The 17,544-nt window shown below is 39.5% G+C and carries 8 protein-coding genes and 1 pseudogene; 7 read left to right on the top strand and 2 right to left on the bottom strand.

The genetic code is table 11. The features are described from left to right. The first annotated feature begins 4 nt into the window (after positions 1-4). The 4 genes from KQP79_RS18915 (at position 5) to KQP79_RS18900 (ending at position 9,237) form a co-directional block, all read left to right on the top strand. Positions 5-1,078 carry a cellulase family glycosylhydrolase gene (locus KQP79_RS18915; protein ID WP_008774543.1) on the top strand — a complete coding sequence of 358 codons (1,074 nt, stop codon included), beginning with the start codon at positions 5-7 and terminating at the stop codon, positions 1,076-1,078. Positions 1,079-1,085: 7 nt separating this feature from the next. Beyond that, a complete protein-coding gene (locus tag KQP79_RS18910; protein ID WP_234120875.1) occupies positions 1,086-3,611 on the top strand; it encodes a family 20 glycosylhydrolase in 2,526 nt (841 codons plus the stop codon). 243 nt (positions 3,612-3,854) lie between these two features. Beyond that, positions 3,855-7,880 carry a hybrid sensor histidine kinase/response regulator transcription factor gene (locus KQP79_RS18905; RefSeq protein WP_234120872.1) on the top strand — a complete coding sequence of 1,342 codons (4,026 nt, stop codon included), beginning with the start codon at positions 3,855-3,857 and terminating at the stop codon, positions 7,878-7,880. 70 nt (positions 7,881-7,950) lie between these two features. Next, entirely contained in the window at positions 7,951-9,237 is a 1,287-nt protein-coding gene (locus KQP79_RS18900; protein WP_008026659.1) for a histidine-type phosphatase, read from the top strand. A gap of 62 nt (positions 9,238-9,299) precedes the next feature. Here the strand turns inward: KQP79_RS18900 and KQP79_RS18895 are convergent, their stop codons facing one another. Further along, positions 9,300-10,814, bottom strand: a complete 1,515-nt coding sequence (locus tag KQP79_RS18895) for an SLC13 family permease (protein WP_120145223.1) — start codon at positions 10,812-10,814, stop codon at positions 9,300-9,302. 141 nt (positions 10,815-10,955) lie between these two features. Here KQP79_RS18895 and KQP79_RS18890 point away from each other — a divergent pair. Together KQP79_RS18890 and KQP79_RS18885 are read left to right on the top strand one after the other, a co-directional pair. Then, positions 10,956-11,288 (top strand): annotated as a pseudogene (locus KQP79_RS18890) (1,4-beta-xylanase); the annotation flags it as partial. Positions 11,289-11,401: 113 nt separating this feature from the next. Next, positions 11,402-13,396, top strand: a complete 1,995-nt coding sequence (locus KQP79_RS18885) for a glycoside hydrolase family 97 protein (protein ID WP_234120869.1) — start codon at positions 11,402-11,404, stop codon at positions 13,394-13,396. A 236-nt stretch (positions 13,397-13,632) separates the two neighbouring features. On the opposite strand, the gene KQP79_RS18880 is transcribed toward KQP79_RS18885, so the two are convergent. Further along, a complete protein-coding gene (locus KQP79_RS18880) occupies positions 13,633-14,841 on the bottom strand; it encodes a hexokinase (protein ID WP_008026640.1) in 1,209 nt (402 codons plus the stop codon). Between the two features lie 1,619 nt (positions 14,842-16,460). On the opposite strand from KQP79_RS18880, the gene KQP79_RS18875 reads away from it, so the two are divergent. After that, positions 16,461-16,808, top strand: a complete 348-nt coding sequence (locus KQP79_RS18875; RefSeq protein WP_008645116.1) for a hypothetical protein — start codon at positions 16,461-16,463, stop codon at positions 16,806-16,808. Positions 16,809-17,544 lie beyond the last annotated feature (736 nt).

The raw sequence follows: 17,544 nt of genomic DNA, 5'->3' as shown, positions 1-17,544 counted from the left end.
TTATATGAAAAAGATATTACTTTCCTTTTTTATTGGTGTTATGTTGATTGCCTGCAACCAGAAAACTGTCTCTGTTCGTGAGGTCTGGACGAAAGAGCAGGCTAATGAGTGGTATAAACAATGGGGATGGCTTCGTGGATGCGATTTTATTCCAAGCACGGCAATCAACCAAATGGAGATGTGGCAGGCAGATACTTTTGATCCGGTGACTATTGATCGTGAACTGGGTTGGGCGGAAGAAATAGGCATGAACTGTATGCGCGTATATTTGCATCACCTGGTTTGGGAAACAGATAAGGAAGGCTTTAAGAAACGTATCAATGAATACCTTACTATTGCCGACAAGCATCATATCTCTACCATCTTCGTCTTCCTGGATGATTGTTGGAATCCTGTATATCAGGCTGGCAAACAGCCGGAACCACAGCCGGGAGTACACAATTCGGGATGGGCACGTGACCCGGGTGATCTGTATTATAAAGGCGATACGGCAGTGATACTTCCGGTATTGGAAAGCTATGTGAAAGATATCCTGATTACCTTTAAGGATGATAAGAGAATCGTATTATGGGACTTATATAATGAACCCGGAGGTTCGGGAGGATATAGATACGGTGAAAGAAGTTTGCCGTTATTGCAGAAGATATTTACGTGGGGACGAACGGTGAATCCGTCACAACCTCTGTCGGCCGGAGTTTGGGATATGAGCCTGACTAATCTGAATAAGTTCCAATTGGAAAATTCGGATGTGATAACATACCACACGTATGAAGGCGTGAATTCGCATCAGCAACTCATTGATACATTGAAGCAATACGGTCGCCCGATGATTTGTACAGAATATATGGCACGTACTCAAAATAGTACTTTCCAGGATATTATGCCAATGCTGAAGAGAGAAAATATCGGTGCAATCAACTGGGGACTTGTAGCTGGAAAAACAAATACGATCTTTGCATGGGACACTCCATTGCCTGATGTTGTTGAACCTCCATTGTGGTTCCACGATATATTCCGTAGTGATGGAACCCCTTATTCGACAGAAGAAGTGGAATGTATTCGTTCATTAACTAAATAATTCCCTTATGATAACTATGAGGAATATATGGATAATGATGTTGGGGATATGCCTGTTTGGTTGTGGGGCTGGTAAACAGCCCCCTTCCTCACAGCTATCCTTAACATGGAAACTGGAAAAAGATAGTGTGGAAGCCAGATATTTTAAGAATACATTCTGTCTGACGAATAATGGGAATAAATCCTTGACTAATAATTGGGTGATCTATTTTAATCAGACACCTATTTATTATCAGCAACCTATTAATGCACCGCTGGAAATTGAATGTTTGGGTTCGACTTACTATAAAATGTACCCCACTGAACACTACCAGGCATTGCCACCGGGTGAAACAATCACTTTTACCATATTGAGTGAAGGAAATGTGATTAATGTGTCCTCGGTTCCTGAAGGGGCTTATATGGTAACTACCGATGAAAAAGGAAAACCGTTACAACCGCAAAATGTCCCCATCGAGATCGAGCTTTTTAAGCCCGATACCCAATGGGTTAGCTCGAGGAACAGCTTTCCCTATGCAGATGGAAATTATTTCTATAAGCAGAATGATGATTTTAGCAAACCGGTAGATTGTGATATGCTTTCTCTTTTTCCTGCTCCTAAAAAAGTGGAAAAGACGGGCGGTGTTTCTTCTTTCTCTCAAAAAGTCTGTCTGAAGTTTGATGATGCGTTTAAAGAGGAAGCTCTTTTATTGAAAAGTCAATTGACTTCATTATTAAGATGCAGCGTTTCCGATAAGGATGAAGAAACAATCATTGAATTGAAGAAAATGGAGGTTCCTATTACCTGTCAATATCCCGATGAATATTACGAAATCGTGATAAAGAATAACCGGTTGACTTTGAAAGCTAGTGATACACATGGCATATTTAATGCTTGTCAAACATTGCTTGCCTTATTAGATAACATGGAACTAACTTCTTCTCCGATACCTAATCTTCATATAACCGATTATCCGGACATGGGGCATCGGGGAATTATGTTGGACGTAGCCCGCAACTTTACAAAGAAAGCGGAGCTGCTGAAACTGATCGATATATTATCATTCTATAAGATGAATGTACTGCATTTACATTTGAGTGACGATGAGGCCTGGCGTGTGGAAATACCCGGATTGGAGGAATTGACAGAAATAGCTTCTCGTAGAGGACATACCACAGATGAACAGACATGTCTTTATCCTGCGTATGCCTGGGGATGGAATGAGACAGATACTGCTTCATTGGCTAATGGATATTATTCTCGCAGTGACTTCATGGATATTTTGAAATATGCGAAAGAAAGGCATATCAGAGTTATTCCCGAAATAGACATTCCCGGACATTCCCGGGCAGCGATTAAAGCCATGAATGCCCGTTATCAGAAATACATAGCTACAGACCAACCGAAAGCGGAAGAATATCTTTTGACTGACTTTGCAGATACTTCCCAATATCTGTCGGCACAAAATTTCACAGACAATGTGATTAATGTTGCCATGCCTTCCACTTATCATTTTCTTGAAAAAGTGATTGACGAAATCGTGCAGATGTATCAGGATGCAGGAGTAGAACTGACTGCTTTCCATGTGGGTGGAGATGAAGTACCAGAAGGTATTTGGGAAGGTTCTTCTATCTGCCGCACTTTTATGCAAGAGAACGGACTGACTAAGATACGGGAACTGAAGGATTATTTTCTGGAACAAATATTGGAAATGCTGGACAAACGTAACATACAGGCAGTCGGATGGCAGGACATTGTTATGAATCCGGATAATACCGTTAACGAACATTTCAGAAACAGTAAGGTATTAAATTATTGCTGGAACACCATTCCGGAACAGGGTGGGGATGAAGTGCCGTATAAGCTAGCTAATGCGGGCTACCCGATTATACTCTGTAATGTGGGTAACTTCTATTTGGATATGACCTATTGCTATCATGTGGAGGAACCGGGATTGCGTTGGGGCGGTTATGTGGATGAATATGTGACGTTTGATATGTTGCCTTTTGATATTTATAAGTCTTTACGACGGAATTTGAAAGGTGAACCTGTTGATGTGAAAGCTGCTTCAAACGGAAAACAGCCCTTGACAAAGGAAGGTTCTCAAAATATTAAAGGTCTGTCCGGACAAATATGGTCGGAAACAATCCGTAGTTTTGAACAGGTAGAATATTATCTTTTCCCAAAAGTCTTCGGATTGACAGAACGTGCTTGGAATGTTCAACCATCGTGGGCATTATCTCCGGACGGCAAAGTATATATGGATGCCAAACGGAAATATAATGCCGGTATTGTAGATTATGAATTGCCACGTTTAGCAAAGCGGGGAATAAATTTCCGGGTGTCTCCTCCCGGTATTATGATAAGGGATGGATTACTATTGGCTAATACTGCCATTCCCAATGCGATAATCCGCTACACAACCGATGGTAGTGAGCCTACGGAAAGTTCCATAGAATGGCAAACTCCGGTAGCATGTAATGCTCCACTGATAAAAGCAAAGGCTTTTTACCTAGGAAAAGAGAGTGTAACTACCGCATTGTTTAATAGATGATATATGAATAAAAAGCTATTTTAATAATATTAGAATAGCTTTTTATTTATGCATTTATGAAATTTTACAGATTAAGGGGTAACTGAAATTCTAGCTCTTCTTTACAATATTCAACAAATTTAAAACTGGGAGTATGAGTATTAATAATAATTGATGGTTAAAATATAAATACATTTTCGACTTTCGTTTTAATTAATTTTTTCATATTTTTGCAGAGTATTTTTTTGAATATTAGTGAAAGACATGAGTAGTTTTGTAAAAATGAGAAGATTCTTTTTGTTTGTACTTCTTCTCATTAATGGTACTGTAAGCAGGGGACAGATTTATAAGTACATAGGACTGGAAGATGGGTTGAATAATCAGAAAATATACCATATCCAAAAAGACCGACGGGGATATATGTGGTTTCTGACTCAAGAAGGGATAGACCGTTATGATGGCAAACATATCAAGCATTACAACTTTTCAGACGATAACATGACGTTGGATTCACGGATTGCCTTGAATTGGCTTTATATGGACAACGGAAATGTATTATGGGTAATTGGTCAGAAAGGTCGTATTTTTAGGTATGATTCGCAGCATGACAAGTTTGAACTGGCTTATGTGCATCCGGAACTGATCAGAAATAAGTCGCAAGCATTTCTGGATTATGGTTATTTGGACAAGAATGACCGTATATGGTTGTGCTGTAAAGATAGCATTACCTGGTATGATACCCATACCGGAACAGTGTTACATATGTCGGTGCCGGTCGACGGTGAAATAACTACCATTGAACAGACAGATGGTAACCATTTTTTTATAGGTACGGGAAGTGGTTTATTTCGTGCCGGAATAGAAGAAGGGAAGTTAAAGGTGATTCCTGATGAAGCGTTGGAAAGCATCGCTCCAGTGCATGAACTTTATTACCATGCTGTTTCAAAGCAGTTATTTGTGGGAAACTATAAAGAGGGAATACTTATATATGACATGGGGGGAACAGGAAAAATCATCTCTTGTCAATTCCCCAATCATGTAGAGATTAACCAGATTGCTGCTTTAAACGCTCATGAACTTCTAGTGGCTACTGGGGGAAGAGGTGTATATAAGCTGGATGTGAATACATACATGAGTGAACCCTATATAACAGCTGATTATGGCAGTTATAACGGGATGAATGGAAATAATATTAATGATGTCTATGTGGATGAAGAAGATCGCATCTGGCTCGCAAATTATCCCACCGGCATTACAATCCGTAACAACCGTTATGGAAGTTATGACCTGATAAGACATTCTCTTGGTAATACCCGGTCACTGGTGAACGATCAGGTTCATGATGTGGTGGAGGATAGTGACGGTGACCTCTGGTTTGCAACCAGTAACGGTATCAGTTTCTATCAGACTGATACAAAAGAATGGCGTTCCTTCTTTAGTTCCTTTGATCCGGTACCGAATGATGAGAATCACATTTTTTTAGCGCTGTGTGAAGTCTCTCCCGGTGTAATGTGGGCTGGTGGTTATACATCGGGTATTTACAAGATAGAGAAGAAGAAAGGGTTTAAGGTAACTTATCTTTCTCCTGCTGCCATTGCAGGAGTACGTCCCGATCAATATATTTATGACATTAAAAAAGATTCGGGAGGTGATATCTGGTCCGGTGGATATTATCATCTGAAGCGTATCAATCTTGAGACTAAAAATGTGCGTTTATATCCGGGAGTAAGTTCTATTACTACCATTCAGGAGAAGGATGACCGGCTGATGTGGATTGGTACGCGAATGGGACTCTACCTGCTTGATAAAGAATCCGGAATTTACCGGTATATTGATCTGCCTGTTGAATCTCCCTATATATGTGCATTATACCAGAGAGAAGACGGTATCTTGTATATCGGTACCCGTGGAGCCGGACTCCTTGTTTATGACATTAATAAGAAAAAGTTTATCCATCAATATCGTACTGATAACTGTGCGTTGATTTCCGACAATATTTATACAATTCTTCCGCGTCAGGACGAGAGTCTTCTGATGGGTACGGAGACCGGTATTACAATCTATTCTCCCCAGAAACATTCTTTTCGTAACTGGACACGTGAACAAGGATTGATGAGTGTCAGTTTTAATGCAGGTTCTGCCACGACCTGCAATAAAAGCATGCTTGTTTTCGGTGGTAATGATGGTGCTGTTAAATTTCCGACAGACATACAGATACCGGAACCGCATTATTCACGTTTGTTGCTGCGCGATTTTATGATAGCTTATCATCCCGTTTACCCGGGTGATGACGGATCTCCTTTGAAAAAGGACATTGACGAAACTGACCGGCTGGAACTAGCCTACGGACAAAATACTTTTTCCCTTGATGTAGCTTCCATTAATTATGATTATCCTTCCAACATTCTTTATTCATGGAAGATTGACGGTTATCATAAAGAGTGGAGCCGTCCGAGTCAGGATAACCGGATTCTTGTCAGAAATCTGCCTCCTGGCAGTTATACGTTACAAATTCGTGCCGTATCCAATGAAGAGAAGTATAAGACTTATGAGACAAGGAACATTCAGATTGTTATAACACCTCCGGTATGGGCCAGTTTGTGGGCTATGGTGGGATATGCAATTCTGTTGGTATTGGTTATGATTATCATCTTTCGTATCATCATGTTGCAAAAGCAGAAGAAAGTGTCGGATGAGAAGACACGGTTCTTCATTAATACGGCTCATGACATACGTACGCCGCTTACGTTGATAAAAGCTCCGCTGGAGGAAGTCATAGAAAATCGTATGGTGACCGAACAGGCGTTACCCCATATGAATATGGCTCTTAAGAATGTAAATACATTGCTTCAGCTGACAACGAACTTGATAAATTTCGAACGGATAGATGTCTATTCATCCACTCTTTATGTTTCCGAGTATGAGCTGAATACTTTTATGAATGATGTTTGTGCTGCTTTTCGCAAATATGCTGAAATGAAACATGTCAGGTTTGTTTATGAAAGCAATTTTGACTATCTGAATGTGTGGTTTGATAGTGACAAGATGGGATCTATTCTGAAAAATATCTTGTCGAATGCATTGAAGTATACACCTGAAGAAGGTAGTGTCTGCATTTCCGCTTGTGAGGAAGGAAACACGTGGAGCATTGAGGTGAAAGATACGGGAATTGGTATTCCTTCGTGCGAACAGAAGAAATTGTTCAGGAACTGTTTTAGAGGTAGCAATGTTGTCAATCTAAAAGTGACAGGTAGCGGAATAGGGCTGATGTTGGTATACAAACTAGTCAAATTACATAAAGGCAAGATTCAGATTCAGAGCAATGAACAACAAGGCACTTGTGTACGAGTTACTTTCCCGAAAGGAAATAGCCATCTTCATAAAGCTAAATTTATTTCTCCCAAGCTGCCGGATGAACGTCCGGAGACTATCATACCGGCTAGCATTTCAAACTTGTCGGTTATGGAGATAACCCAGATAAACAGTTCCTTACAACGTATTCTGATAGTGGAGGATAATGATGATTTACGTAATTATCTGGTGGATATACTTAAAACGAGCTATAATATTCAGGCTTGTCCGAATGGAAAGGATGCACTTATCATAATCAGGGAATTTAATCCGGATCTTGTTATATCCGATATAATGATGCCTGAAATGAGCGGAGATGAACTTTGTTCAGCGATAAAAGGGGATATTGAGATGTCTCATATTCCGGTCGTTTTGTTGACAGCACTGGGAGATGAGAAGAATATGCTCGAAGGGTTGGAAATCGGAGCGGATGCTTATATCACCAAGCCTTTCAGTGTAGGAATACTCAAGGCAACGATTAAGAATTTACTGGCGAATCGTGCTTTGCTCCGTCAGGTCTATAATAGTATCGAAGAGGAAGAACAGAGTTTTCCGGTTAATTGTACTAATACTCTGGACTGGAAATTTATTGCTTCGGTCAAGGAATGTATAGAGAAGAACATGGGGGATCCGGATTTTAATGTAGAAATGCTTAGCAGTCGCCATCACATGAGCCGTACGAGTTTCTTTAATAAATTAAAGGTCTTGACAGGTTATGCTCCGGCTGATTATATCCGGATGATACGTTTGCAACATGCTGCACAATTGCTAAAGCAGGGCGAATATACAATAGCGGAAATTACCGATAGGGTCGGGTTCTCGGATGCGAAATATTTCCGTGAGGTATTTAAAAAATATTATGGTGTAAGTCCGAGCAAGTATGGAGAGTCGGAAAAGACAGGATCTTATCCGGCAATCAATTTAAAAAATGAGAAATAGTAGGTGGCGTATATAAACATTGTTCTATGTCCGGTTGTTATGTTTGACAAACAAATATATATTCTGCCGGATGAGAGCAATATTGATATTTTTAGCTGGTCTGCTTTTCCCTATAACTTTTTTATTCGGGCAAAGTGCAATTCAGAAATATGCAGGAACGGCTATGCCGTATCCTTTGATAAAGAATCTGCCTGTTTTGAACCATGATGGTATGGTTCCTTTTTATATCAATCATTTAGGAAGGCACGGAGCACGGTTCCCGACTTCGGGAAAAGCATTAGAGAAGGTTAGAAATGTGCTTATATTGGCGGAGCAGGAAAACAGATTGACTGTAAAAGGTCAGGAACTGCTTGCTACGGTATTACGGCTGTCCGAAGCTTTCGAAGGACGATGGGGAGAATTGTCGGCAGTAGGAGAGCAGGAACAAAAGGGAATAGCAGAGCGTATGCTATTGCGTTATCCTGAAATATTTGTAGATTCGGCGCGAATTGAAGCGATAGCTTCCTATATTCCTCGTTGTATTAGTAGTATGGATGCTTTTCTTTCTGGTATGGAAAAACAGGATTCCTCATTGGTAATAAAGAAAAGTGCAGGAAAGCAATATAACCCACTTCTTCGTTTTTTTGATTTGAACAAGCCTTATGTTTATTATAAAGAGAAAGGTGACTGGATTTCTTTGTATGAATCATTTGTGCAAGATAAGATAGTTTTTACACCTGTCATGAAAAGGATTTTTCTCACCTCAGGACAAGAAACAGAACAGGAAAAACGGGAGTTTGTCATGGCTTTGTTCTCAATAGCAGCTATACTTCCTGATACAGGCTTATCTTTTAATATGAAAGGTATTCTCAATGATAAAGAATGGTATGGTTATTGGCAAACACAAAACTTGCGGCAATATCTGACTAAAAGTGCAGCACCAGTTGGAAATATGTTGCCGGTTGCAATTGCATGGCCGTTACTTTCAGAGTTTATTCAAACGACAGAGCAGGCAATTAACGGGCAATCGGACAATCGGGTGGATCTTCGTTTTGCGCATGCAGAAACTGTCATTCCTTTTGTAGCATTGATGGGTATAGGAAAAACGGATATACAGATAGCATCACCTGATTCCGTATCCATTTATTGGAAAGATTATGAAATTGCTCCGATGGCAGCTAATGTGCAATGGGTGTTTTATCGTGATAAGAACTGTCAAGTCTGGGTCAAAATACTTTTGAATGAGCAAGAAGTAACCATTCCGGTGGTCACATCCTTTTTCCCATATTATCGGTGGGAAGAAGTCTGCCACTATCTGAAACAACGGATAGCAATATCAAAAGAGATTCTTTCCAGGTTTTCAAGTAAGACTGATTAGCAAAAAAGCCCTGTAAGAATGATTGCTTCTCACAGGGCTTATTTGTATGGGAAGAGAATTTTTTATAATAATTTGTTGGAACCAAGTATAATCAACATGGTATATCCCAATATCAGTCCGATGATTCCCATGATTATTCCGACTTTTTCCATATCCTTTTGCTGAATCATGCCTGTGGCATGTGCCAATGCGTTGGGAGGAGTACTGATAGGCAATATCATTGCTAATGATGAACCGATTGCCACTCCAATCAATAAAGTCTCTACCCCACCTAGGGAAGATAGGTTCTCACGCATGCTGCTTCCTGCAATGGCTAGGATGGGGACGAGCAATGCGGCAGTAGCTGTATGTGAGATGAAATTAGCCATAGCATAACAAATAAGTCCGGAGCCGACAATCATTAATACAGGAGGCCATGTGTTGAATGGGATAGCTTCAATCATATGTTTCGCTAGTCCGGTTTCTTGTAAAGCAACGCCCAGGGCGAAGCCGCCGGCTACCATCCAGAGTACGCTCCAACTGATTTCTTCCAGATCGCGTTTGGTGATGACTCCCGTTATACAGAAAACGGCTACCGGAATCATAGCTACTACATTAGAGTTTACTCCCGTCACCTTGTCAAACATCCAAAGTATGACTGTGATAGCAAAAGTGATATAAACCACAATGGAACGCCAGTCTTTTTTGGCTTCACCTTCAATTTGTAATTCAATATTTTTTTGTTTAAAGGGAAACAATCGTAAAAGTATGAACCAAGCGATAAACAATACAATAATAGTATAGGGTAACATAAAACTCATCCATTCTCCGAAACCGATATTCAGGTTCAGTCCCTCCGGATCATTCAGGTATTTTAAGGCAATTGCGTTGGGCGGTGTGCCGATAGGAGTTCCCATGCCACCCACATTAGCAGCTACAGGAATAGCCATAGCCAGACCTATTTTTCCTTTACCGTCTGCCGGAAGTACTTTTAATACAGGAGTTAGGAAAGTGAGCATCATGGCAGCTGTAGCCGTGTTGCTAAGGAACATTGAAAATGCAGCTGTAACAAGAATGAATCCTAATAGTACATAGCGTGATTGGGTTCCGAAAGGTCTTAGCATGACGCGTGCCAACAATACGTCCAATCCGCTTTTGGTTGCTGCGATGGCAAGTATGAACCCACCAATAAATAACATAATGATTGGATCGGCAAAGCAATGCATAATGGACTTATATTTGACTGTCTGTCCCAATTCTTCTGTCGAGATTCCTTGAGTAAGGAACCATAAGCTGCTGTCGGAAACGGTGAGTAACAATAAAACGACAATCAATACGGAAGTGGTCCATGCAGGGACAGCCTCGAATACCCACATCAGTGTGGCAAAAATAAAGATAGAAATAAGTCTTTGTTCTATAACTGTTAACCCTTCTATACCAAATGTGTCAATAGGGAGGAGCCATAAAATAAGGGACAGGGTAATAGCTACGGTTAGCTTTATACATCTGGCCACTGTCTGATTTTTTGCCAACCGTTTGGCTTTCTTTAAGTCCTGATAAGCTTCCACTAGATGGAAGCCGTGAAAAATCTTGTACATAATACTAGTTTAAGATAAAATTAAAAAACGGTGCAAAAATAACTTTTTATTCTATATCTCGTAAATCAACGAGAGAAGTTTTTTATAATTCTTTTGGATTGTGATGTTCTTGAAGATATTAATATGGATATTAGGTAGTCTGTCTCTTATCATAATTACGATAATGAGGAACGGCATGGCGAATGTATCAAATTTTTAAAGATGCTTAACCGTCCGTTGATTTGTACCGAATATATGGCCCGTCGCAATGACAGCCGCTTTTGTAATGTTCTTCCTTTGATGAAAAAAGAAAAGGTAGGCGCCATCAATTGGGGATTTGTTGCAGGAAAGACAAATACTATTTTTGCTTGGGATGACGTCATTCCGTCGGGTGAAGAACCGGAATTATGGTTTCATGATATCTATCGTCCTACCGGAGTACCTTATCAGCAGGAAGAAGTCGATTGTATTCAATCCCTGACAGGAAAAAAATAGAATTACGTATTCTTTTTTATCTCTGTTTTTTAGTTTTCATATAGGTTGCTATACTATATTATTTTATTTTTGTATCGTTCTTCTATAATTTGATAACTACTATAATTAAAACCATGAAAAAACTGAAGATTTTATTATTCTTATGTATTGTCGCATGTACGCTTACGGTACAAGCGCAAAAACAATTTACTTTGAACTCTCCGGATGGAAAGCTTCAAACGACGATTACCGTAGGTGATAAGCTGACTTATGACATCCGCTGTAACGGACGGCAGATTCTTGCTCCTTCTCCGATTTCGATGACATTGGATAACGGAGAAGTCTGGGGAGAGAAAGCAAAGTTGTCCGGCACTTCCGGGAAAAAAGTAGATCAGATGATTCCTTCTCCTTTCTATCGTGCCAGTGAATTGAGAGACCACTATAATGAACTGACTCTTCGGTTTAAAAAAGACTGGAATGTCGAGTTTCGTGCGTACAATGATGGTATTGCTTACCGCTTTGTCAGCCGTGCGAAGAAACCTTTCAACGTGGTAGATGAAACAGTAGATTATCATTTCCCATCCGATATGGTAGCTTCTGTACCTTATGTAAAAACAGGAAAAGACGGTGATTATGACTCTCAATATTTCAATTCCTTCGAAAATACTTATACTACCGATCCATTATCGAAGTTGAATAAAAAACGTTTGATGTTTTTGCCATTAGTCGTGGATGCCGGAGAAGGCGTTAAGGTTTGTATCACAGAATCCGATTTGGAGAATTATCCCGGCCTCTATTTGTCTGCTGCTGAAGGAGAAAATCGGTTGACGGGACGTTTCGCTCCATACCCCAAGAAGATGATGCAGGGCGGACACAATCAACTTCAAATGTTGGTGAAAGAGCATGAAGCTTACATTGCCAAAGTAGATAAACCCCGGAATTTCCCGTGGCGCATGAGCATTGTTACCACTTCCGATAAGGATTTGGCAGCAAGCAACTTGAGCTATTTATTGGCTGCCCCTTCCCGTCTGACAGATCTTTCATGGATCAAACCCGGCAAAGTAGCATGGGACTGGTGGAATGCCTGGAATTTGGATGGCGTTGATTTTGTGACCGGAGTAAATAATCCGACTTATAAAGCCTACATTGATTTTGCTTCTGCAAACGGTATTGAATATGTGATACTTGACGAAGGCTGGGCGGTAAATCTGCAAGCGGATTTGATGCAAGTGGTGAAAGAGATTAATCTGAAAGAATTGGTAGATTATGCAGCCTCCAAAAATGTAGGCATCATTCTTTGGGCCGGTTATTATGCTTTCGAGCGTGATATGGAGAACGTTTGCCGTCATTATGCCGACATGGGAGTAAAAGGTTTTAAGGTCGATTTTATGGATCGTGACGATCAGCTTATGACTGCGTTCAATTATCGGGCTGCCGAAATGTGTGCTAAATACAAACTGATCCTCGACTTGCACGGAACGCACAAACCGGCCGGTTTGAATCGTACTTACCCGAATGTATTGAACTTTGAAGGTGTCAATGGTCTGGAACAGATGAAATGGAGCCCAGCTTCGGTGGATCAGGTGAAGTATGACGTGATGATTCCTTTCACTCGTCAAGTATCCGGTCCGATGGACTACACTCAAGGAGCGATGCGCAATGCTTCGAAAGGTAACTATTATCCTTGCAATTCAGAACCGATGAGTCAGGGAACTCGTTGCCGCCAACTTGCTCTGTATGTTGTATTTGAATCTCCTTTCAATATGTTGTGTGATACGCCGAGCAACTATATGCGCGAACCGGAATCAACAGGATTTATTGCTGATGTTCCGACAGTGTGGGATGAAAGTATCGTGCTTGATGGTAAGATGGGAGAGTATATCGTAACAGCACGCCGGAGTGGAAATGTCTGGTATGTAGGTGGAATCACCGATTGGACGGCACGTGACATCGAAGTGGATTGCTCTTTCCTGGGTGGTAAGACGTATGACGCTACATTGTTTAAAGACGGAGCAAATGCTCACCGGATCGGGCGTGATTATAAATGTGAATCCATCCGGATAAAAAATGACAGTAAGTTGAAGATTCATTTGGCACCCGGAGGTGGTTTTGCTTTGAAGATTAAGTAAACAACCACTTTACACACTACATTGTCTATTAAATCTTGAAATAGATTTGATATATCTGCAATAGGTTAGATAAGGGTGCGTGCAAATCTTTATAAACGAAGAATAACCCTCGTTACAACTATCTGTAGCGAGGGCTATTACATTAAAAAGAGAGTTCTGGCACATTCCTGTCAGATTCTTATAAGCAAGTCGATTGGGAGGATCACCCTGTAATGACGATGATAGGCAGGGAGGTGTCAGGATAAAGCCGCAATACCTGTCCCTATCAAATTGGCATTATTCATGCTTTTGATATCAACCTCTACATCTTCCAAACCAAACAAACTGAAAAGCTCCCGTAATTTTTCCATGACAATCATGTTGTAGTTCTTGTCTTTTCTGTTCTTGCTCCAAAAAAGGCTGCCTTCTGCAACCAGGCAAATTTTTCGTATATTCTTGTTGTATGACTTCAACAACATGATAAGCCCTGTCAGTGAAGCTGCAACTAACTGTGCTGATCTACTATATATCCACTGTGCTACTTCTACATACACCTCCTTATAAATATCGGGATAGTTCATAATAGAGGTGAGCTTTTGTGCATCAAACTTTTCTTCGAACTCCTCCAATGGGAAAGTGGCTTTTAGAATATCTCCCAGGTACATACCGGATACAGCTTTTTCGAAACGTTGTTTTCCCGGATTCCCAGAGATTCCATCTACTGTATTATCCACTGCAGTGAGGAACGGTGGATGAAAATTGCCGGATTCCAGATTGACGGGAATCAATCCATCTACTTTATGTGACGGATTTAATTTTTTAATTTTGTCAGCCGGAATAAAAGTTGCCATATTGGTGCCTGTTCCTACAATCAGACCTATATACGCATCGTAACTACTGTCGGTAAGTCCGGCAAATAAACTGGCAACAGTGTCATTGAGCACTTTTATGTTCGTAAACTTGATTTTATTTCTTTCATTCAGATAGTCGAGCAAAGGTTTTCCAACAACTTCTCCGATCATCTCTTTTATATCAACTCCTTTGGTCCAACGCAGCAGTTTAGCATCTCCACCTGGGACGGACTCTGTCGGATAAGAAAAACAATATCCAATTGGCATCTCTTTTTCCCGTTTTATTCCGGTTATCATATCTGCCATTTCTTTGAACAACTCCTCTCGGGTATAACCAGGAGTTTTCATAATCGACATATCTTTTTTCCAACCATTGTTAGGATGAATGGTGGGAGGCATTTTGCTGAAGTCAACGATTGCTACCCGGTAATTCGTTCCTCCCAAGTCGAGTACTAATGATTTGCCATTGATGCCACTTGCTTTCGGAGTGATGAAAGTGGGAATGCATTGTATCTCTGCATTTTCAGTATTCAAACCTTCTTCTACTTTCGCTTTAAATGAGCGAGCAATTTCTTTGAGCTGCTCATTATCTAACTGAAAAATATTTTTCTCCATGATATTATTTTTATTGTATAGAATATGTTTATGTATGAATAACAACTGAAGAGGAATTTTGCTCGTTAGGTATACGGTATATGGATCCAATCGGATTCCTGGATTTATCTCTTTCTTTTTGCTCTTTTCCTTTTTGCTCTTTCTTAAAAAAATGCTGAATTCAGTTTACTTACGCACACTTTCTCCTGTCGCCTATTTTCACTTGCATTTCTCATATTCTCATTGTTTTCCGATAAACGAAAGATAATCAAATAGATATATTATGAGAAATACTTTTCAAAACGGCATTTCTCATAATATTACCAGCTTTTTATGCTGAAAATAGTGTATTTCTCATAGACTTTTTTCTTATTCTCATATTCCTTTTATGCATTTTCTCTATTTCTTGTTTTTTGTGGTCGTCATTCTGTTCCTCCCAGTCTTTTTCCGGACTGATTGTTATTCTTCCTTTTTTATATAAGTAACTTTTTATAAAGCAATTACCTTGCCTTACTTTACTGCTTTCCTGTATTAAGTTCTCCTTATCCCTTTATATTTTATCCTAATCATTGTTGTGTTTTGCTATAAGTATTTGTATCGTTTCACTGGAGTGGGCAGATCATTGCACTCTAGTGAACGGTACTGTCTACTCTAGTGCACAGACCTTTCCACTCTAGTGGAACGATATGGCTGCTTATACATAAATATGCTAATGTCTACTCTTTATACTCCGCATGTCCATTTTATAATCTATTATTTAAGTATTACCTGATTACATCTCTAGCTTGGCTTGACTTCATAATAGTCTGATGCTTCCTTTGCCTTGTAGTAGACTCTTTTTTTACTGCGGTTTCGTTGCAGTCCATGCTAACTATTACGGTTTTGTCGAAGAATAACTTGAATACTCTGCAAAACAAGTAAAAAAGTATTTGGAATCGCTTGGAAAATCTATGAGAAATGTTTTTGAAAGTGATGAAAAGCTATGAGAAATACGTTGTTTTATGGATAAAACGCTGGTAATACTATGAGAAATGCCGTTTTGAATAGTATTTCTCATAGTGTTATGCATTTGATTTATATATAGTTATTGTATTTACTATGAGAATATGAGAAATGAAAATTGAAAATCGTTTGCAGGAACCTGCCCTGAGCGTTTTTATTTTGATACAATCAGGGCAAACGTCCGCCTGAGTTTAATTCATCAATACATTGCTTTAAGTCGTAAGGACAAATTAGTGGGGATTTGAAAGTTGCCAATATATAGCTATAATAATTTTATGTCTCATACCTATTTCTTTGTCAAAATTGTTTGTTTGCTAAATATAAATTGCTACTTTTGTCGTAGTTTACTTTCGAGCGATGAAGGTAACTTTTTAATATTTTTATTGAGAACGGTTATTTGTTGCATTCAATCATAAAAATCCGCTAATTTTTTACCAGTGAATGACAATGAGTGACAGGTCTCGCGCACCTTTGCATATATACTTTGTTATATACACAATTGGGCGTGGGACTATCACTTGTGTTCACTGGGGGTCTTAGCGGATACCTATGATTGGCATGAGCAGATAGTTTCCACGCTCTTTCTTTTTTATAAACCCTCGCACCATCGGGAACTGATGCGGTAAATAACGCAACCTATGTACGGAGACTTTAATCGCATTGTTGTCCAGCTGGTTCAGCATCCTGTCATGCACAAACCTCTCTCGGATTTAACCTATACGGAATGTGAACTGGCCTATGCTTTGATAAGAGAATTGATTGATTTGTCAACTGAAGGTGATTATACTTTATTGGACTATATCCAAATGGCTCGCCTGGAGTATTATCTGGGTGAGTTGTCTTGTAAGATCAACTGTAGTAGGGAGGAAACTGCCCTTCATTATGCGGGCGCCCTTCATCTATTAGAAAAAGGCGGCTTTGATTTGGGCATAAAGAAGTGGGTTGAACTTGTCAGCCTGCGGATCGAGAATCCTAAAAAAGAATGATATTCTGATTTTGTATATAGAATCTGATCGGTATCCACTCAGTATTTATCCGGCATATCTATATGGAATAGTCAACCGTTAGACTGCTTAGAACAAGTATTCTAACGGTTGACAATAAATTCTCTTGCTTTTATAATATTTTTCTATATATCCTGTTTATTACTCTATTAGTCATGCCCAATTAACCATTCCAATTAATCCATCCTCTTTAATAATCCCCTTTAATAATCTCCTTTTGTAATTTCCCTTTGTGGTATGTCCCTAGTATTCTTTTTACATTTGGTTCATTTTTTTGCTTTCCTTCTATATTGTCTTCTTGTCTCTTTCTTCCTGTTGTCTTTTTCTCATCTGTAATTCGACTGTAATTTTGTTATTTCTTTTNTTCTTGTCTCTTTCTTCCTGTTGTCTTTTTCTCATCTGTAATTCGACTGTAATTTTGTTATTTCTTTTTTCTGCATCTTTTTCTCTCTTACGTGCGCTTACGCGCCCGCGTGTGATATAATAATGTATCCCATGTGTACCGTTTCCGCCCCCAATCCACTTATGATAAAAAAACATGTTCTACAACATCATTATCCTTCAGCACTTTAGCAGATTCTTTCAAAAAAACTTAGAAAAAAGAGTTTAATATATTTGGATTGTATACTAAAAGGGCGTACTTTTGCACCCGCTTTCCAAGAGAAGAAAGCCTTGCAGAATTGACATAGTGAAAAAGCGAGATTGCGCTTAAAGAAAA

This window comes from Bacteroides sp. DH3716P, from assembly GCF_025914115.1.
In the GTDB taxonomy this organism is placed as follows: Bacteria; Bacteroidota; Bacteroidia; order Bacteroidales; family Bacteroidaceae; genus Bacteroides; species Bacteroides ovatus.
Note: the sequence above shows the minus strand (reverse complement) of the source record. Positions and strands in the feature narration are given on the sequence as shown.